General features: G+C 30.4%; 17 protein-coding genes and 2 riboswitches. Of the genes, 4 read left to right on the top strand and 13 right to left on the bottom strand.

The window, feature by feature from the left end; all coding sequences use genetic code 11:
• Positions 1–45: 45 nt before the first annotated feature.
• From secA to hpf, 4 genes are all read right to left on the bottom strand, one after another.
• Positions 46–2799 (bottom strand): preprotein translocase subunit SecA, encoded by a 2754-nt coding sequence (secA, locus tag E4100_RS06730; protein ID WP_135271270.1) that lies wholly within the window; start codon positions 2797–2799, stop codon positions 46–48.
• 185 nt (positions 2800–2984) lie between these two features.
• On the bottom strand, positions 2985–6452 hold the full coding sequence (locus E4100_RS06725) for an S-layer homology domain-containing protein (RefSeq protein ID WP_135271269.1): 3468 nt from the start codon (positions 6450–6452) through the stop codon (positions 2985–2987).
• A gap of 96 nt (positions 6453–6548) precedes the next feature.
• Positions 6549–6632: riboswitch (cyclic di-GMP riboswitch) on the bottom strand.
• Between the two features lie 25 nt (positions 6633–6657).
• The gene (locus tag E4100_RS06720; protein WP_135271268.1) at positions 6658–7005 is read right to left on the bottom strand and encodes a hypothetical protein; all 348 of its coding nucleotides are present in this window, start codon (positions 7003–7005) and stop codon (positions 6658–6660) included.
• 139 nt (positions 7006–7144) lie between these two features.
• Entirely contained in the window at positions 7145–7678 is a 534-nt protein-coding gene (gene hpf / locus E4100_RS06715) for a ribosome hibernation-promoting factor, HPF/YfiA family (protein WP_135271267.1), read from the bottom strand.
• A gap of 277 nt (positions 7679–7955) precedes the next feature.
• Here hpf and E4100_RS06710 point away from each other — a divergent pair, with 277 nt between their 5' ends.
• From E4100_RS06710 to E4100_RS06695, 4 genes are read left to right on the top strand one after another with little or no spacing between them, the layout of a single operon-like run.
• Positions 7956–8825: an FUSC family protein gene (locus E4100_RS06710; RefSeq protein ID WP_135271266.1), complete on the top strand. Its 870-nt coding sequence runs from the start codon at positions 7956–7958 to the stop codon at positions 8823–8825.
• A 21-nt stretch (positions 8826–8846) separates the two neighbouring features.
• Entirely contained in the window at positions 8847–10538 is a 1692-nt protein-coding gene (locus E4100_RS06705; protein WP_135271265.1) for a DUF7986 domain-containing protein, read from the top strand.
• Positions 10539–10549: 11 nt separating this feature from the next.
• Positions 10550–12535, top strand: coding sequence for a S9 family peptidase (locus tag E4100_RS06700; protein ID WP_135271264.1), 1986 nt, complete (start codon positions 10550–10552; stop codon positions 12533–12535).
• Between the two features lie 14 nt (positions 12536–12549).
• Positions 12550–13458, top strand: coding sequence for a YihY/virulence factor BrkB family protein (locus tag E4100_RS06695; protein ID WP_135271263.1), 909 nt, complete (start codon positions 12550–12552; stop codon positions 13456–13458).
• On the opposite strand, the gene E4100_RS06690 is transcribed toward E4100_RS06695, so the two are convergent.
• From E4100_RS06690 to E4100_RS06650, 9 genes are all read right to left on the bottom strand, one after another.
• A complete protein-coding gene (locus E4100_RS06690; RefSeq protein WP_135271262.1) occupies positions 13459–14103 on the bottom strand; it encodes a ComF family protein in 645 nt (214 codons plus the stop codon). It lies immediately after the preceding gene.
• Positions 14093–16327: an SF1B family DNA helicase RecD2 gene (recD2, locus tag E4100_RS06685; RefSeq protein ID WP_245196373.1), complete on the bottom strand. Its 2235-nt coding sequence runs from the start codon at positions 16325–16327 to the stop codon at positions 14093–14095. Before recD2 ends, E4100_RS06690 begins: the two co-directional genes overlap by 11 nt.
• Before the next feature lie 82 nt (positions 16328–16409).
• Entirely contained in the window at positions 16410–17591 is a 1182-nt protein-coding gene (gene metK / locus E4100_RS06680) for a methionine adenosyltransferase (protein WP_135271260.1), read from the bottom strand.
• 66 nt (positions 17592–17657) lie between these two features.
• Positions 17658–17754: riboswitch (SAM riboswitch) on the bottom strand.
• Between the two features lie 70 nt (positions 17755–17824).
• Positions 17825–18523 carry an ATP-binding protein gene (locus E4100_RS06675; protein WP_135271259.1) on the bottom strand — a complete coding sequence of 233 codons (699 nt, stop codon included), beginning with the start codon at positions 18521–18523 and terminating at the stop codon, positions 17825–17827.
• 81 nt (positions 18524–18604) lie between these two features.
• Positions 18605–19330, bottom strand: coding sequence for a flagellar hook-basal body protein (locus E4100_RS06670; protein ID WP_135271258.1), 726 nt, complete (start codon positions 19328–19330; stop codon positions 18605–18607).
• Positions 19331–19338: 8 nt separating this feature from the next.
• Positions 19339–20040, bottom strand: a complete 702-nt coding sequence (locus E4100_RS06665) for a flagellar hook-basal body protein (protein ID WP_135271257.1) — start codon at positions 20038–20040, stop codon at positions 19339–19341.
• The gene (locus tag E4100_RS06660; protein WP_135271256.1) at positions 20033–20224 is read right to left on the bottom strand and encodes a hypothetical protein; all 192 of its coding nucleotides are present in this window, start codon (positions 20222–20224) and stop codon (positions 20033–20035) included. Before E4100_RS06660 ends, E4100_RS06665 begins: the two co-directional genes overlap by 8 nt.
• The gene (locus tag E4100_RS06655; protein WP_135271255.1) at positions 20221–20646 is read right to left on the bottom strand and encodes a hypothetical protein; all 426 of its coding nucleotides are present in this window, start codon (positions 20644–20646) and stop codon (positions 20221–20223) included. Before E4100_RS06655 ends, E4100_RS06660 begins: the two co-directional genes overlap by 4 nt.
• Positions 20639–21370 (bottom strand): sigma-70 family RNA polymerase sigma factor, encoded by a 732-nt coding sequence (locus tag E4100_RS06650; RefSeq protein ID WP_135271254.1) that lies wholly within the window; start codon positions 21368–21370, stop codon positions 20639–20641. The genes E4100_RS06655 and E4100_RS06650 overlap by 8 nt, the downstream gene beginning before the upstream one ends.
• Positions 21371–21372: the final 2 nt, after the last annotated feature.

The following is a 21372-nucleotide window of genomic DNA, read 5'->3' as shown; positions in this document are numbered from 1 at the left end:
TAATCTTTCTTTGTCTAAATATAAATCCACACTATCACCCTTTCGTTATATTGCATTTTCTTTATCAGGAGCACCACAACATTTTTTATATTTTTTACCGCTTCCGCATGGGCATGGATCGTTTCTGCCCACTTTCTTCGTTTTATTTACTACAGGTTTTTTAGCGCCTTCTGAATTTCCAATTTCTAATGGATTAGCAACTCTTTTTCTTTCAACTGGTTTTGACTTTGCGGCATGGAATAAGAATTGCACTGTGTCTTCCCAAATGCTAGTTGTCATTTCCTCAAACATGTCAAACCCTTCTATTTGATAAGCTCTTACTGGGTCTTCCTGTCCCATGGATCTTAATCCTATACCTTGTTTAAGCTGATCCATAGCATCTATATGATCCATCCATTTAGTATCTACAACTTGGAGCAAAACTATTCTTTCGATTTCTCTGAATGTCTCTTCACCAAATTCTTGCTCTTTCAAAGAATAAATTTCATTTGCTTTGTCTAAAATATAATCTACCAATTTCTCCTTTGTTAAGCTTTCAATATCGAGTTTAGACAAAACTCCCTTTCTCATTCCAAATGTCTTTTCTAAAAATATCTCCAAGCCATCTAGATCCCATTCTTCAGGATATTTAGCTTGTCTTGTGTAAATTTCCACATTAGACTCTACTAAATTTTTAACCATTTCTAATATATGGTCTTTTAAATTTTCTCCCTCTAAAACTCTTCTTCTTTCTTTATAAATTATCTCTCTTTGCTTATTCATTACATCATCATATTTAAGAACATGTTTTCTTATTGAAAAGTTGTTACCTTCTACTTTTTTCTGTGCATTTTCTATAGTCCTAGTCAACAAACTATGCTCTAATGGTTCGTCATCAGGCATATTTGCACTCTCCATCAAGCCTTTTATTCTGTCTCCTGCAAATAATCTCATTAAATCATCTTCAAGAGATATATAAAATCTTGAACTACCTGGATCTCCTTGACGACCTGATCTACCTCTTAATTGGTTGTCTATACGCCTTGATTCATGTCTCTCAGTGCCAATTATATGAAGTCCTCCTGCTTCTACTACTTTCTCGTGTTCTTTTCTAGTTATTTCTTCATACTTATCCACTAGTTCCTGATATACTTTTCTTGCTTCTAATATATTTTCATCATCGGTATCATAGAAACTATCTACCAATGCTATAACTTCATCATCATATCCCTTTTTTTTCATATCTTGTTTAGCCATATACTCAGGATTTCCACCTAGCACTATGTCGGTACCACGACCAGCCATATTAGTTGCTATTGTTACTGAACCTAATCTACCAGCTTGAGCAATTATCTCTGCTTCTCTTTCATGTTGCTTAGCATTCAATACCTCGTGTTTTATTCCTTCCTTCTTTAACATTTTTGAAAGAAGTTCAGATTTTTCTATAGTTACAGTTCCCACTAATATAGGTTGTCCTGTCGCATGTCTTTCTTTTATTTCTTCTACAACAGATCTAAATTTAGCTTCTTCATTTTTGTATACAACATCTGGGTAATCAATTCTTATAACAGGCTTATTAGTTGGTATTTCAATTACGTCCATATTATATATTTCTCTAAATTCATCTTCTTCTGTCTTTGCAGTACCTGTCATACCTGCTAATTTTTCATACATTCTAAAATAATTCTGGAATGTTATGGTTGCTAAAGTCTTTGATTCAGATCTTACTTTTAATTTTTCTTTTGCTTCAATTGCTTGATGCAATCCATCACTATATCTTCTTCCAAACATCAATCTCCCAGTGAATTCATCTACGATGATTACTTCTTCATCTTTGACTACATAATCAATATCCCTTTTAAAAAGGCTTCTGGCCTTTAAGGCTTGATTAATATGGTGTGCTATCTCCATATTTTCTATATCAGCTAAATTTTCTAAACCAAAAAACTTCTCAGCCTTTCGTGTTCCATTCTCAGTTAGCATAATACTTCTAGCTTTTTCGTCAACTATATAGTCAACAGTTTCCTCTTTAATTTCTCTGTTAAATGGATCAAGCTTTTCTTCGCTAGGATCAAGGTATCTAAAAGTTAATGTTTGTGCAAATTTATCTGCCATCTCATATAAAGACGTCGACTTATCTCCTTCCCCTGATATGATCAGAGGAGTTCTCGCTTCATCAATTAATATAGAGTCAACTTCGTCTACAATGGCATAGAAAAGATCTCTTTGTACCATTTCTTCTTTATATATGACCATATTATCTCTCAAATAGTCAAATCCAAACTCATTGTTAGTCCCATAAGTTATGTCACAAGCGTATTGTTCTCTTCTTTCTTTGTTGTTTAATCCATGAACTATGCATCCAACGGAAAGTCCTAAAAATTCATATATTTTCCCCATCCATTGTCTATCTCTTTTAGCAAGATAATCATTGACAGTTACTATATGAACACCTCTTCCTGCTATTGCATTTAAATACGCAGGCAATGTAGCGACCAAAGTTTTTCCTTCACCAGTTTTCATTTCCGCAATTCTGCCTTGATGGAGTATTACTCCTCCGTAAAGTTGAACTTTAAAATGCTTCATTGCAAGCACTCTATGTGATGCCTCTCTTACAACTGCAAAAGCTTCAGGTAACAATTGATCTAAAGTTTCGCCATTTGCAAATCTATTTTTGAATTCAACTGTTTTATTCTTTAATTCTTCATCAGATAGTCTTGATATTTCATCATCTAATGAAATTATCTCATCTACTACCCCATCTATTTTTTTAAGCTCTCTTTCACTATATGTCCCAAATACTTTGTTTAGTAAACTCATTTGTCTACATCATCCTTTCAAATCACACTACAATTTGTATCCTTTTTTATAACGTCATTATATTATACCATTTATAAAGCATTATGCAAAATATTTTTTCTATTATTGTAAACCATTGTAGTGTTTATTTCATAAACCCTAAGACAGGTAAAAAGCCCTCAATTGAGGGCTTTTTATTATAATGGTTACATGTCCAAATCTGGGTAATAAATTTTTGTCCATTTCTCTGTGTCATCTTCTAACCATTCAAATTCATGACTATTTATTGCTTCTTGCATTGCTTCATAGTACCATTTGCCTTCTATTAAGTCAGGGAATTGTCTAGCATCCTCAAGAATATTTTCTTTAGAAACTCTTCTATTCAAAACTTGATTGACTAATGTGACAAATTCCGCTCTTGAAATATAATTGTCTGGTTTGAAAGTACCATCCTCATATCCGTTAACCCATCCTTTTTCAGCTGCAGAATTGATATACTTATTTGCCCAATGGCCTTTGATATCACTAAATTTATCTGATTCAAATGGACTTAAATTGTCAAATCTTGATGCAATTACTGCTAGCTCAGCTCTGGTGATATATTTCTCTGGTTTGAAAGTACCATCTTCATATCCTAATATTACCCCTGCATTTACTAGTGTTGCGATGTGTTTATTCGACCATCTAGTTGCTTTTACGTCTAAGAAATTTTGCTCTGTCGAAAATACCATGCTTCTGTACTCTGGATCTAAGAGTCTATAGAAAACAGTTGCGACTTCTTCTCTCGTAATAAATGCTAGCGGTCTTATAGTATTATCTGGATATCCTTGAATATATGCTATATGCTCATCTGTCAATTCAGGGAGATCAGTTGGTACTTCTTCATCTATTTCTTCTTCAGGTGGTATATATGGTGGATAATACGGTTGTGTTACTGTCAATGTTCCTTCTACTTTTGTAATATTGTAGTTTTCTGTAACATCTGTATCTCCAGATTTTATACTAATACTGTCTATTGTGTTTTTACTTGAGCCTACACTTGTTTGTGATCCTGTTATGACAACTGTAATTTCTTCTCCTTCAACAAGTTCACCATTGATTATTGTAAATTCATTCTTGGTTAATGGTGTTCCATCATATACTTTATTTGCGCTTTGTGATTGTATACTTATGTCTCTTGGTGTTATTTTTACTGTGCCAAATCCTTCCCTATCCTCATAGTTTGGATTCTCTACTTTTACATATACTTTGTGTTCTCCTGCATTAGTGTAGCTTGGATTTCCTTCTTGCCAAGTATTTCCGTCTTCACTGTAGTATACTTTATCTCCGTCTACTAAACCCTTTACTTCTATGCTGTGGTTTTCTCCGTCATATATTCCAGTGTAGTCTGTTATTTCTAGTGATGGAACTATATTCTCTTCCCACTGAGCATATACAGTAATATCTTGATTTACAGGAGTATCACTTTTAAATGTGCTCCCTGTACCATTTGAATTAGTATTCCATCCAACAAATGTATATCCAATTCTTTTAGGGTCAGGAGGCATATTTGTTCCAAGGGAACTTCCTTTATTTAAAGTTCTGGTATATTCATTTACCCCTGGGTAATTTTCATTAAAAGTTACAGTTACTGTTTTTATTTTACTATATCCAAAATAAACAGTTTCTGTTGGGTTATTTGATTGCAATAATATATCTAAGCTATCTTCTGTCCCTTGGGTTTCATTCCAATAATATTTTTGGTATTGATATCCATCTATATAGTCTGGAGTTACAGTATAAGTTTGATTATAACCTAATGGAGTATCAGCGTAACTCCTATTGTAAAGCTCATTTGCTAAGTCAGGTCTTTCTACAACTACTCCTTCACTATTAATAGGCTCGCCATTTTCATTAACTTCGTAACCTATTAAAATTATTTTTCCGCCACCAATTGCTACCTTAGGGATTGGAAAATTACTCGTCATTTCATTCCCATTAGAATCAGTGTATGAAAATACAGTTTCTTTATTCGTTGGATATAAAATATCTTCGTCTGCCCCTGATTTAATGCGAACGATATATTTCATGGTCGCTGGGTTTCCTTCTGCAATATTCCCAGTATTCCAAATTATAGTGTTCCCTTGAATTTCTACGCTACCTTGGCTAACAACTATTTCTGTTTGAGAACTAGCTAAATCAAACATATCACCCATAGGGTCAACTACCACTCCATCTTTTGCAGCATATGAAATTTTCCCACTAATTTCACTAAATACTGCATTCAAAGGACTTAAATCACTTGAATTAAGTTGATAATATCCAGCATTTTGACTACTATTTAATACACTTTGTCCATTAGGATCAGCATTAAAAGCAATTGAATATATTTGAGTTCCTTTACTTTTCGCTAAGTTTGCCTCAAATATAGTTGGGATTCCATGATTACTTGGAAAACCACTATCAAATGGCCCATGATCATGCCCAGGAATAGTACAAGGAACTTGGTAACTATCACTTTCGCCAATTAGAAAAGATGAGCCATTTCCTACTCGATCAGAATAATCTACTGCTACTATTTGAGGATCATTTAAAATTACATCTGGAGTCCAAAACCACCAATGATCCTCAAGTGTTATTCCTGTTGCCTCAGTTACCTTATAGCTATATGTTGGTTGACCGTCACTTAGTAAAACCATTACCTTGTTTGTTGCTTGTGAAGCGTCTAGTAAATTTTGTGCTAAATGAATTCCTGCCTGAATATTTGTTCCACCATCTGCACTTAACGAATTTATTAAACTGTTTAGTGTTGATTTACTCGTATAATCAACAAACCCTGATAGTTGGTTAGCTGCACCACTATATGCTACAATAGCTACCCTATTAACCCCATCTGGTAATAATAGTTTATCGATAAATTCATTAGCAGCGCTTTTCATATTCTGTAGCTTATTACCATCTTTCATGCTTCCTGATATATCGAGCACTAAAACAGTATCACTTGTTGTCAATAAATTTTTTCCTTCAATTGATAAACTTATCTCCCAAAGATTACTCGAACCTTGAACAGGCGAAGCTGCTTTTGAAAGATTTATAGCTCCTGGATTTGGCCATTCATTACTATTAGAAGAGACTACCTTAGAAGGACTAGAAAAGCTCCTCATATTTATACTTTTATCTAAAAAACTTGTAGATATAGGCTCGCCTTCTAATATTTGTTCCATTGTTAAATTATCTGGATTATCTCCAATAGCTGCATCACTTTCGTAATACAAATTAAAACTACTGTCTTCAGCCATAATGAATTTTGGTGAACTACTCTTAATAAATTTATCTCCTAAATTCTCTAAAATATAGTTCACTGGATCTACTTCTTTACCGACCTCTAAGTCAAAAACGTCTTTTGAAATCATTTCTCCCGTAAAGGCATCTAAATGATTTACTTCTAAATTTTTAAATTTAGTTTCATCTTTCTGTGTTCCAAGGTTATCATCTAAAATCGGTTCAGCGATTATAGGCACCTTTTCTTCTGTTGTTTCAATAACTTCTTCTGAATATGGAATTTCTTCTTCTATTAACACTTCTTCATTAGTTTCTATATAGTTTGCATCATCTGCGAAACTTGAAAACCCCATACTAAAAACCATGATAAAAGCTAAAAGAAAAGATATTCCCTTATTAAGCGTGCGTTTCATTTTTCTCCCTCCGTTCTAAAATAAAATCCCTATATGCATATTTAAAATCTCCCATTTCAAACTCCTCCTTTTACTTTATACAAAAAAAGCTGCTTTAAAAGCAGCTTGACCATCCTAGCATCTAACCTTAGACTCATAGCTTTGCGTCCTTATCTTTCGATAAGTTTGCCTGTTTGTTTAATTATTTAAATTTATATTGCTATAATTATTTATTAGTAAAACTTAAATCCGAAAAATAAATATATGTCCTAAAATCGGTCAATGTAAATACATTTATAAGATAATTTTTTTTAAGTTCTACAAGATACTTTCGATATTTTTTATTATTTCCTGGAGTCATATTGTAATATATATATTTAAATGAAGGAAAAAAATCATGAAAATTAACTATAATATCTGTTACTTTTTTACCAACTATTTTATCCTTTTCTATATTAAATAGATCTACAAAGCTATCGTTAACATCCATTAATAAAAAATCTGAAAATTCATTGTTATTGTTAAAAATAGGAATAAAGCTAAAATAAAAATCATTATTCGATTTGCACTCCATAATCACCACTTCCGATTTATCTTTTTTATATAATACCATTAGCCGGTTTTATTTCGGTTTTATTCTAGTTTTATTTCGGTTTTATTTTTCACAAAAAAAACAGGGTTTCCCCTGTTTATCTACAATAATTTATGAAATTTTATAAAATTTCTGGTTCTATCAAACCATAGTTTCCATCTTTCCTTTTATATACCACACTTACAGCTTCTGTTTCTGAATCCATAAATATGAAAAAGTTGTGTCTTAATAATTCCATTTGTAGTATGGCTTCATCAGTTGTCATTGGTTTTAATACGAATCTCTTTCTTCTTACTAATTTAGGTTTATCTTCATCATATTCATCAATTGAAGTCAAATTCTCAAATCTTATGGTCTCTCCAGTCTTATATCTCTTTTGCAATTTTGTTTTATGTTTTCTCATTTGTGCTTCTAAGACATCTACAGCCTTGTCAATAGATGCATACATATCATCACTTGATTCTTCAGCTCTTAAAATTGTCCCGGGGAGGTTTATGGTAACTTCTATTATTTTTCTATTTTTTTCGGTATTAAAAGTTACATTCCCAACGATGTCATTTTGAAAATACTTGTTTAATTTACTGAGCTTTTTTTCAGTTACAGATTTTAAAGCATCTGTTACCTCCATGTTTTTTCCAGTAAAATTTATTTTCATAAACCCAGCTCCTTTCAGATAAGTCAATGCTTATACTATTTATTACTATTATACCTAAAAAATATATACATTAAACAATGATTTGTAATTCAAATGATTATTAATTACTTGTGGAAAATATGTTGTTAATTTTGTGGATAAATATTGTTTATTCTGTGGATAATGTGGATTGTTTTGTGGAAAACTCATATTAAGCGATTTTTATTTGTGGATTAATATCTTGATAATTATGTATTAATGTTATAATATAATTAGAAATATTTTTGAGGAGTTATTTATGAAGTTAGAAAAATATAAAATTGGAATGAGAACAATAAAAACAGGATTAGCGGTTTCTTTAGGAATGTATATTTCAGATTTATTAGGATTATACTCTCCACTTTTTGTTGGACTAGGTGCTATTAGTACTATGCAATCTAGCGTTTCAGAATCCTTTCAGTCTGGTAAAAACAGAATGTTGGCAACTATCACCGGAGCAATAGTTGCATTAATTATGAGTTACATATTTCCATTTAATTATTTTTGCATGGGTATTGGAATAATAATAGTAATTCACATATTAAATTTACTAAATTGGAAAAAAGCAATTTCTCTTGCTGCTATGGTTTTTATTGCTGTCTACATGAATAGAGATACAGAAATCATTAATTATGCAATTAATAGAGTACTTGATACATCTGTGGGTATAATTATTGGAGTATTAGTAAATTATTCAATCTCTGCTCCACATAGTAACAGCCAATTTGATCTTATCTTTTCTTCTATGAAAGATGATGCTATAGATATACTTTATGATATAATTACAGGAAGAAATAAAATTGAAATTTCTCGATTTAAGTCTAAATTAGATAAATTAGAGGCTACTTATGAGTTAGCAAAAGATGAGGAACGCTATAGTTTCAAAAACAAAACGAAGTTTAATGATAATTCAATAAAGTTAAAATTGATGCAAGGTGTATTTAATGATTTATCAACATTAAAATCTTTAAATTGTAAATGTTGCCTTAATGAAAGCAATAAATCGCTGATTGAAAAATTATTAAATATGACTCTATTTCTCAAATGTGATAATGAAATAACTAGAGAAGATGTAATTTATAATTATCATATTTCGTCGCTTTTAAGCAATTTATCAAATATAGATTAACCTAATGATTTGGAGGTATAAATGAAAAATTTGAATTATGATGTTCTAATGCAGATTAATAACGATATTTACCAAAATCTTGAAAAATATATTAGTATTAAAAAGATTAGAGATGAACTATACAATAAAGTAATGCTTATGTATCCACTATCTCTATTGGATGAAGGAAGCACTGCCTTTAACTTGTGGTTAATATGTGATTATAAAGACGAAGAAGGTAAAACAGTTATAGATAAATATTTAGAAGACAACTTTTTAATTAACAGTATTGAAAAAGAAATATTAACAGCAAAGAAAATGTCCTACCCGTCTTTATATGAAATCTTGGAGATAAAAAATGAAATTATAATCGCAAATAATGTATTCACTGCTGAGGTTATTGAGATACTTGAACCATCAGGAAAACAAATTCTTAAAACCGGAGATTATTTTCTAGCGAGAATAGATAATGTTTTGAAACGAAACCTTTTTTCTGGAGAAATTATTTATGCTCCTAAGTCTGTAGTCCCTTACTTTATCAAAGAAGTTCTCTATGACTTTAACTATGAATTATCTAAAGACTTTAGCCTTTCTTTTTCTGATTATGTAAAGAATAATTATTTTAGATTTTATGATATGTTTTACATGAATGCATATGAGCATTTTAATCCTTCTAAAGAAGATGCATTGTCTATATATGAAGACATTGAAGAATTTCAGAACTATATTAAATTAAAAAGAGATCCAAGTGTATCAGAAAAATATATAAACAAATTATTTGAAATATATGAATATTATTTAGACCCTGAAGATTTGAGCCTAAGAGACCTTAATAAAGTTGATCTTATTGGCTTCTTTAAAGATGCAATTAATGAAGGTTTCATTATATCTAGTGAGTCTTTCTCGTTATATTTAGAAGTTTTAACTGAATATATTATGTTTAAATCAACTCAAACAAAAGACTTTTCTAATTCTTTAAAACAAATAAAAATGATTAGAGAAAATCGATTTGATTTCATAAAAGAGATCCCTATAGAAGATAGCTATTTCTGTAAGGATACCTACCTTATTTCTAAATTATCAAAATTAGATTTAACTATTAGTGATGATTTCATTAAAGATTTCTATGTTTTTTTAATATATCTTATATCAAATCCTTTGACTTTAACAGAAAAAAAACAAAAGATTAAAAAAGCTGATAAATTGGTATTATTAGACTCTATGTTCGGTTCATATGAAATTGGCAATGATTTAAAATTAAATTTTGATGTTTTGGATGTATTCAAAGTTTTAGGTTTGTCCTTAGAAGTACTTGAGATAAAGAATAATCAATTAGTACCAAGTAATATTGTTGAAGATTATCTAATATTAACTCAAGAGGAAAAAATGCAAGTTATTTTATCTGAAATATTTAAAATTGATTTTATTAGAACTCTTTTTCCAATTGATCTAAAAAAAGCCGAATATTTAAAAGATTCATTCATAATAATATTAAACGATATGGTTAGATCCCCTTTATCACTAGAAGATTTAATTCATCAATTTACTTTATATGATAAAGAATTATCTGTATTTTTATATATTCTTCATTTGATAGGTTTAATAGAATTTGATGGAAAAAATAAGCTTATCTTAACTTCTATAGGTAAAGTCTGTCTTCCTTTCATCAATCAATGGGATAGAAGGAAGATGGATAATATATTAATATTTACACCAAAAAAATCAAATATTTAATGGAGGTAATTATGAACAAATTAGAGTTAAAAGATTTTACAGATTTTAAATTTATATCATCAATTAATATTTCCCCCGATGCTAAATTTTGCGGTTTTGTAGTAAGCGGTATAGATGTAGAAGAAAATAAATATTTATCCAATATTTATATCGCACATGAAAATGATGAGATTAGAAAGTTAACTAGTTTTAATGAAGAAAAGAGCTTCTTTTGGAAAGATGAAAAGAATATTATTTTTACAGCACTCAGAGATAAAAAAGACAAGGAAAAATCTGAAAAGGGTTATCCTCTTACAGTTTTTTATGAGATAAATATAGATGGTGGTGAAGCAAATAAAAGCTTTAGTGTGCCTTTAAATATACTCTCTACAGATATGATCGATGAAAACCATTATCTATTTACTGCTCTATATGATGAAAGCTTAGGAGAAACAATATTTCTTAGTGATGAAGAGTTAGATAAAAAAATAAATGAAAAAAAGGAAATTTCAGATTATGAAGTATTAGATGAAATTCCATTTTGGTCTAACGGCGAAGGTTTCACAAATAAAAAAAGAGCTCGTCTGTATTACTATGTTAAAAACGAAAATAAATTAATTCCAATTACTGATGAGTTCACAAATGTGCATCAAGTTCATTTGTCGAAAACAAAAGATAAAGCTTTGCTCATAGCATCTTCTTTTACAGATAAAATGAATTTGTATAGTGATATCTACACATTAGATTTAAGTAGTTTAGAATTGGATAAAATTTCTCCTTTTCATGATTTTAACTACGCATGCGTTTACTATGTTGGGGATAAAATTGTTTTCTTTGGTTCAGATATGAAAAAATATGGGATAAATCAAAACCTAGATATATTCTTAATGAACAATGATGGATCTAACTGTAAAATGCTATTAAATTTAGATGAGGGTATTGGCAATTCAGTAGGCTCTGATTGTAGGTATGGAGGTTCTCATAATTTCAAAGTAGATGGTGATACATTATATTTTATATCTACCAGTGGATACAATTCTTTTATAAATAAATTGACTCTAGATGGGAAATTAGAGAAAATAACTCAGCCAAACGGTTCTATCGACGGTTTTGATGTGGTCAATGGAAAAATATACTTCACAGGATTACGAGATATCTTTCTTCAAGAGCTTTATATTTTAGAAGAAAATGAAAGACCTATAACTAATTTTAATCTCTGGGTTGCAGAAGAGAAAACTATTTCAAAGCCAATTTATGTAAATGTAAAAAATCAAGATGTTTCACTTGATGGCTTTGTTTTAAAACCCATTGATTTTGATAAAACAAAATCATATCCTGCTATATTGGATATCCACGGTGGTCCAAAGACTTGCTATGGTAGTATTTTTTACCATGAAATGCAGGTTTGGGCAAATGAAGGCTATTTCGTATTCTTTTTAAATCCAAGAGGTAGTGACGGGTATGGTGATGAATTTGCAGATATTAGGGGCAAATATGGAAGTATAGATTATGATGATATAATGGTTTTTACAGATAAAATACTTGAACTCTATCCAAATATAGATAAAGATAATATAGGTGTAACTGGTGGTTCTTATGGTGGGTACATGACAAATTGGATAATAGGACATACAAATAGATTTAAAGCTGCTGCATCTCAAAGAAGTATTTCAAATTGGGTTTCCTTCTTTGGGACCTCAGATATTGGGTATTATTTTGTTCAAGATCAAGTAGGTTCAAACCCTTGGGAAAATCAACAAAAATTGTGGGATAATTCTCCATTAAAATATGCTAATAATGTGGTTACTCCTACTCTATTCATTCATTCGAATGAAGATTATAGGTGTTGGATAGATCAAGGTTTTCAGATGTTTAATTCATTAAAATACCATGGTGTTGAGTCAAAACTAGTCATGTTTAAAGGTGAAAATCATGAGCTGTCACGTTCAGGTAAACCAAAACATAGAATTAAGAGATTAGAAGAGATCACTCATTGGTTTGATAAATACCTAAAATAAAGTTGGTGTTATTTTTGAATAAAATTATAGATAGACTGCTAGAACATAAACCAATTGTTGTTCTTGATCATTTTATTTACAATCTACTTAATGATTATATATTTGGTTATTCAGCACAAATGGCTTTTTATCTCGTACTTTCTATATTTCCATTCTTAATTGTGCTTTTAAATTTATTGAGTCTCTCACCAGCTATATCTGGTGAAGTACCTCTAGAGTTTTTAGAATTTTTACCTAGTGAAGTTACGAATATTATCGAAGGTTTTGTCAAGGATATAGCAACCAATAGTAGTCAAGGTCTTTTGTCTATAGCTGCTATTGGAGGCCTCTGGACTGCATCAGGTGGTATGATGGTAACTATGAGATCTATAAATGCGGCTTATGGTTTTAAAGAAAATAGATCTTACCTTAAAAGAAAATTACTTTCACTGTTATTTACTGTAGCTTTATTGATTTTGATAGTCATGGTCTTTATTACGCTGGTTGTAGGGGAATTGCTTGGTAATTGGATATTTACAATTATTGGCAACGAGGTTTTGTTCTTAACTCTTTGGCAATATCTAAGGTTTATTATACCTATTCTGTATATGATTGTAATATTTGCGCTCATATACAAATATACCCCTAGCACAAATAAAGAGAATAAAATTAAATTTAAATCTACATTGTTTGGCTCGATATTTTCTACATTGGGTTGGATAATTGCTTCTATTTTATTTTCTTATTATGTGAATAATTTTGGGAATTATGCAGTAACTTATGGGAGCTTAGGTGGAGTTATTGTATTTCTCATGTGGCTGTATATAATTAGTATGATAATCATCTTAGGTGGAGAGATTAATGCTACTTACCTCTATTATAAAAAAAATGAGGTTGCATTTAATAAAGAAACTAGTTTCTTATATGACTTCTTTTTAAAATAATTATCTTATTGGCGTAGATAAACAAAGTGCAATTATTTTATCTGCGCCATTTTCTTTTAACTCTTTACCGCATAACTCAAGTGTCATTCCAGTGGTTACAATATCATCTATTAATAATATCTTCTTGTCTAAGATCAGTTCTTCTTTTTTTACTAAAAAAGAATCTCTTAGATTTAATCTTCTTTCATGCAAATTTAACTTATTTTGTTCTCTTGTCCATTTGTTTTTTATAAGTATATCTTTAAATAATGGCTTATTATTGTATTTAGCTATTTCTTGTGCCAACAAATATGATTGATTATATCCTCTTATAGCCTCTTTCCTTCTATGTATTGGCACTGGTATGATAAGGTCATAATCAAATATTCCTAACTCATTTAAAGTCTTATTCATATATGATGAAAAAGTCTTAAAAAGATGACTTTTATTATTAAATTTATACTGATGAATAAAATCTTTCGTAAATCTATTGTAAAGCAGAGAAACATATAACTCATCGACATAATCAATTTTTACGTCCAACTTAGAATGTAATTCTTCAATTCTATCTCTACATTCTTTACATAACCCATGTTTTAGATTTTCATCATAATCTTTGCAAAAGTTACATATATTATCTGATGGAAATAAAAATTTATTTATCATAATTCATACCTTCTTTAAAAAAATAGCTATAGTATTGTTGTATTTTTCTGTCAAGAGAAGAATACCTTTTTTCTATAAGGTTGTTCTTAACCATAATATAAATATATCTTCTATCGCCTATTAATACAACAAGGTCTTTTGCTCTTGTTATGCCAGTATATAGCAAATTTCTAGTTAGAAGCATTTTAGGACCAGAAGTGATTGGCATTATGATAGCTCTAAATTCACTTCCTTGAGATTTATGTATTGTTATCGCATAAGATAATGTCAATTGATCAAGATCTTTGAAATCATATTCTACTTCTTTTTCAAAATCAAATAAAATTTTTATAATCTCATTTTCATCATCTATATCTTTTATTATTCCAATATCTCCATTGTATATGCCCTCGCCTTCTTCTCTTCCCTCATCTTTTGTTATTGTCCATTTCATCTGATAGTTATTTTTTATCTGCATCACTTTATCTCCAATTCTGAAACAAAAGCTCCCAAATATTTTTTGTGCTTTATCTTTAGCTGGTGGATTTAAGGCATCCTGAAGCATTTTATTTAGAGAAATTATTCCCACCTCACCCTTTTTCATTGGTGATAAGACTTGAATATCGTTAATTGGATCAAATCCATAATATCTCGGTAATCTTTCTACAACTAACTCTTTTATCTCTTCTAAAACTTCTTTTGTAGAATTTTTATTTATAAAAAAGAAATCTTTGTCTTTCTCGTTTAAAATTGGGAAAAGACCATTGTTAATCCTATGTGCATTTACAATTATCATACTTTCTTCTTCTTGTCTAAAAATTTCATCTAATCTCACGACTTTGATTATATTTGAATTAATTATATCTCTTAATATATTACCTGCTCCAACTGATGGAAGTTGGTCTATATCACCAACTAATATCAGTCTTGTCCCAAGTTTTATAGCCTCCATCAAGCTGTTCATAATTAAAATATCAACCATAGACGCTTCATCTACTATTATCAAATCGCTTTCAATTGGATTTTCATCATCTCTTAAAAAATTAAATCCTTCTTCTGTATATGATATTTCCAAAAGTCTGTGTAATGTCTTTGCTTCATATCCTGTGGATTCTTTTATTCTCTTAGCTGCGCGTCCAGTTGGTGCTGCTAGTACAAATGTTTTACTTTCTTTTTTATAAATCTCGATTATAGCTTTTATGATTGTAGTTTTGCCTGTTCCTGGCCCTCCTGTTAAGACAACTACTCCAGTGTTTATTGAACTTTTTACGGCATCTCTTTGTTTTTTAGCAAATTTTATGTTAAATTTTCTTTCAATGTCATTTATTTCTTTGTCTACATCAATATTAATATCATCTAATTTTACATTGCTCAATTCTACTAGTTTTCTTGCTATGTTGTTTTCAAAAGTATTGTATGGTGCATAATACACAATATCCTCATCATCAATCTTCATCTTTACAAAATCGTCAGAAATCAACAAACTTTTTAGTTCATCGATTACTTTATCTTTTGGTACTCCTAGCAAACTCCCTGCCTTTTTTATTAACTCTCCCTCTGGCAAATAAGTATGGCCATCAGCTATTGCTTCATGCATGATATAGTTAAGGCCCGCCTTTATTCTATGAGGCGATTCCATGTCAATCCCAATTTTATTTGCAATTTCATCTGAAATCTTAAATCCTATTCCTCTTATATCTTCAATTAGCCTATAAGGATTCTCTTTAATTAATCTAACAGTTTCACTGCCGTATTGTTTATATATTTTAAGTATTTGATTAGTTGAAATGTTGTATTCTTTAAGTTCTACTACAATCTGCCTTATTTCTCTTTGTTCTTCAAAAGCTTTCATTATCTTTATTAGCTTTTTCTCTCCGATGCCTTCCACTTCTAATAATCTTTCTGGGTCATACTGAATTATATCCAAAGAATCTTCCTTAAATCTATCTACTATTTTCTTTGCAGTTGCTTTCCCAATATTTGGTATTAACCCAGATGATAAATAGCTCTCTATTCCACTTAAAGTAGATGGTAATTTCTCCTTTAGACTGGTAAATTCAAATTGCTCACCAAATTTATCATGATATATAAAGTCCCCTTCTAATTCAACGTATTGTTCATTTTTTATGAAGAAAGCCTTACCTACAAATGTAATTGGTCCATCTGATGTATTTAGTCTCCCAACAGTATATCCATTTTCTTCATTTCTAAATATTATATCTTCAACAGTACCTTCTATAATCATGATTTACCTCCAACAATATCTCTACTGCTATTATTATACAACAAAAATATAAATAAATCCCTCTCTAATGAGAGGGTTTTATTTATAGAGCTTTCCTTAGAACTTCTGCTTTATCAGTTTTTTCCCAGCTTAAATCTAAATCAGTTCTGCCGAAATGACCATAAGCTGCTATTTGCCTGTAAATTGGTCTTTTTAAATCCAAGTCCCTGATAATTGCTGCAGGTCTTAAATCAAAATTTTCTTTAATGAGTTTTACTATTTCTTCGTCACTTATTTTACCTGTACCAAATGTCTCGACATTTACAGATAATGGATGTGCGACCCCAATAGCATATGCAAGTGCAACTTCACATTTATCAGCAAGCCCTGCTGCAACTACATTTTTAGCTACATATCTTGCCATATAAGAAGCTGACCTATCTACTTTAGTGGGATCTTTTCCAGAAAAAGCTCCGCCGCCATGTCTCGCATAACCACCGTAAGTATCTACTATGATCTTTCTTCCAGTGAGCCCAGCATCTCCCATTGGTCCTCCAATGACAAATCTACCTGTTGGATTTACATATATTTTTGTGTCATCATCAATCATAGAAGGTGGTACTATTTCAGTAATTACGTGTTCAATTATATCTTCTCTAATTTGTTCTAATGTTACTGCTGGTGAATGTTGAGTTGAAACTACAATGTTCTCAACTCTTACAGGTAAATCATCATGATACTCAATAGTGACTTGTGTTTTTCCATCTGGCCTTAGATAATCCAGTGTACCATTTTTTCTAACTTCTGCAAGTCTTTTTGCTAACTTATGAGCTAGTGAAATTGGCATAGGCATTAGTTCAGGTGTTTCATTACATGCATATCCAAACATCATCCCTTGATCCCCTGCTCCTATTTTATCTAATTCATCATTAGATAAATTCTCTTTCAATTCTAAAGCTTTATCAACGCCTAATGCTATATCTGGAGATTGTTCATTTATAGATGTTAAAACTGCACATGTATCTGAATCAAAACCGTATTTTGCCCTAACATATCCTATTTCTTCCACAGTTTTTCTTGCTATTTTAGGTATGTCTACATAGCAATCAGTAGTTATCTCTCCTGCTACCAATATAAGCCCTGTTGAAGCAACTGTTTCACATGCAACTCTAGCATTAGGATCTTGCTTTAATATTTCATCTAATATCGCGTCTGATATCTGATCACAGACTTTATCTGGATGACCTTCAGTTACAGATTCAGATGTAAAATACCATTTTTTCATTTTATTCCTCCTCGAAAATTATATATTAAAAGCCTTTCCAAAAGGAAAGGCGTCTTTAACAAACAAACCTCATCTTCCAGAATTATAAACTCTGCAGGAATTAGCACCTTTAATAGGTTGCCGGGTTTCAATGGGCCTGTCCCTCCACCACTCTTGATAAGGCATCAAGATATTCAATTCACGAAGCTTATAATAGCATAGTTAATATATTAAGTCAACAATAATTATTTTGATCAATCTAGTATCCTTCCATCAGCAGAAATCGTCACCACTTGCCATGGTATAAATTTCCCACTACCCATTAATGCTCTTTTAACAGCTTCCACAATTCCTCCACAGCATGGTACTTCCATCCTCACAATTGTAACACTCATGATATCATTTTGTCTAATTATTTCAGTCAATTTTTCAGAGTAATCTACCATGTCTAATTTTGGACATCCAATTAAAGTTATTTTATTTTTCATGAATTCATTGTGAAAATTTCCGTATGCATATGCAGTACAATCTGCTGCTATAAGTAGATTAGCATTTTGGAAATATGGTGCTTTTATTGGTGCTAATTTTATTTGAACTGGCCATTGTTTTAGCATGCTGCTTACATTTACTTTCTCAGTAGTTACTGATGAAATATTTTCATCTCTTTTTATTGCTTTTGCCATAGAACCTGGACAAGAATGTGTGTGGTTATCATTTGATGATTTCTTTGCAAGTACTGCTTTCTCATCATATTCTAAAGCTTCTCTTTCAACGAATGTAATAGCTCCTGTTGGGCAAACTGGTAAACAGTCTCCTAAACCATCGCAATAATCATCTCTCAATAATTTTGCCTTCCCATCTATCATGCCAATTGCTCCCTCATGACATGCATTAGCACACAGTCCACAGCCGTTACATTTTTCTTCATCTATACTTATGATTCTTCTTTTCATTATATCCTCTCCTCATATTAATTATGTTTACATTATATATGAGGAAAATAAATAATTTAGTTGCATATGCAACCAAATTATTTATCTTTTTAAATTATTTGACATATTGTATATTTCATCAGCTGTTTCTACTACTTTACTACTCATGGAATAAGCTCTTTGTGTGATTATCATATCTGTTAAAGATTTTATCAAATCTACATTGGATTGCTCCAAAAAATATTGCTTAATATTTCCAAAATTAAAATCGCTATCTATAGATGAAAATATTTCTCCATTTGATATAAACTTGCCACCATCCATCGGTATTAAAGCGTCTAAATTATCAGGATAAAATAAGACTACTCGTCCTAGTGAAGTATTTTCTCCATCTATGTTTTGGTATAAATAACCTTCTTCATCAATTGTTATGGTTTCATTTCCCCATTCATTGGGTTGTATTGTATAGTCTATTATGAGATTATTTCCTTCTGAATCTACTATTGTGTTATTTGCATCTAGTATAAATCCTCCACTACGCGTTAGCATAATTTGTCCATTTTTTGAAATTCCAAAAAATCCATCACCCTCTATAGCTAAATTATATGGGCTTTGTGATTCTATCAATGCTCCTTGATTATAAGATAATTTTGATACTAGACTAGATGTGCCAGCACTTACATTTTCTGTGTTTAAAAGCTCTCTAAAGCTTATTTGTTTGCTTTTATATCCTACTGTGTTAACATTTGCTATATCATCGGAAACTGAATCCATCTTACGCTGATTAGCATTTAACCCAGATCTTCCTACGTGTAGAGAAATATTCATATTATCACCTATACCTTTCCAACTTCATTAACAGCTTTGCTTAAAGTTTCATCGGCTGCATGCATTAGCTTTTGGTTTGTTTCAAATTCACGAGTGATCTCTATTAATTTAACCATCTCATCTACCATGTTCACATTACTTGATTCTAGATATCCGTTTTTAACTTCTGTTTCTATTATATTAGTAGGTGATTGCGTCATAAATAAACTATCTCCAATGCTTATCAATGTATTGTAATCCTCTATGTCTGAAATTAGAAAATTATAATTCTCATCATTAACATTTATATATCCATTTGCTCCAATGACTCTATATCCTTCTATTGTAGTTAATTCATTGTTTTCATTAATTATAAAGTTGCCATTTCTTGTATATGCCATTTGTCCATCATTTAATTCAATAGTGAAAAACCCATTACCATTTATTGCAAAATCAGTATCGTTTCCTGTCTCATAAAATGTACCATTAGAAAAATTCCTAAAGTAACCATCAACTTGATTTCCAAACACAAATTGCCCCAATGGATTTCTTAAATTCTTATTATTCCCACCTGCATAGTTTATCATTTCTCTTGATTCCATTGTGCTTTGTAATACTCCTTGAAATTTATAACCTGGAGTATTTGCATTTACAATATTAGAACTTGTATTTTCTTGTTTTTTTTGAATTACGTTTAAACTTCTATTTATAGTGTAGAGAGATCTAATCATTTATTTCTCCTCCATTATTTTCATTAGAATTTATGTTGACTTTTATTTCTTCAGGATATATCATCCCGAGCTTTCTAGCTTCTATTTCAATTTCTTTATCACTAAGAGATCCATAGGAGAAATTCATTAAAATGGCAGCAAGTAAAACACCAACTCCTAACGGTATAAATACATTTACTCTCAATTCTTTGATTCTATATATAAATTTCTTAATAATAAAACCTCCCCCTTGTTCATTCCTAATATATCGCAAGCTTCTGTCAAATTGATATCTCCATTAACAAGAGAATTGATTATGCTAAATTTATCTTCATTGTAATCTATGGGAACTCCTTTGTTCTTCAATTCTTCATCATCTGATATATTGTCTTGAGTTAATTTAAATTTTTCTATATCGTAAATATCTTCTTTCTTTAATATATTTTCATTAACTCTGTCTTCAAAACTATAGAGTATCTCCTCTATTTCATTGATTCTATTTTCTATATTAGCCAACTTATCATCACTTGGAGTTGTTTTTTCTTCTTTAGATTCCAAATTTTCTTTTTCTATATAAAAGCCTAGCGCTAAAAATATTGTTGCTATAAAAATTAGAAATTTAAACATCTTCATCCTCCATTAGATCTTTTATAGAACTATTTAGCTTAAGCAAAATCTTTCCATGAATTTGAGATACTCTTGCTATTGATATATCTAATACATATGCAATCTCTTTTAATGTAAGTTCTTCTACATAGTATAAACTCAATATTTGTTGTTCTCTTTCGTTTAGCTTTTCAATGGCTTTTTTTAGTTCTTTTTTCCTTTCCTTATCTATATACTTTTCTTCAGGTGACTTTTCTTTATCATCCTTTAAAGTATCAATAAAATTAAACTCTTCTCCACTTTTTGTGTAAATTACTGATTCTAATGAAACGTTTGATAAGTAATGGAGAGTTTCGTAAATTTTTGATAATTCTTTGGTTTCTAAATTTAATTCTTTAATTATCTCTTGTTCTTCTGGGGTTCTGTTAAGTTCTTTTTCTAGTTTTTCTTTAGCTGCATAATATTCATTTAATTTATAAATTCGATCTCTTGAAACTTTGCCTGATTTTCTTAGTTCATCAATTATTGCTCCTCTAATTCTTATAGTAGCATAAGCTTCAAATGGTACGTTCTTAGTATTATCAAATTTATCAATGGCATCCATCAATCCAATAATTCCAACGCTTACTAGATCTTCATAATCAAGAGCGTTGTCATTTATTTCTATTCTAGATACAATCTTGTTTACAAGAGGTATATATTTAATTATCAAATCATCTTTATTGTTGAGATATGTTTGAGACATTT

Origin of the sequence: Soehngenia longivitae (genome assembly GCF_004684055.1) — a bacterium.
GTDB classification, from domain to species: Bacteria; Bacillota; Clostridia; order Tissierellales; family Tissierellaceae; genus Soehngenia; species Soehngenia longivitae.
Note: the sequence above shows the minus strand (reverse complement) of the source record. Positions and strands in the feature narration are given on the sequence as shown.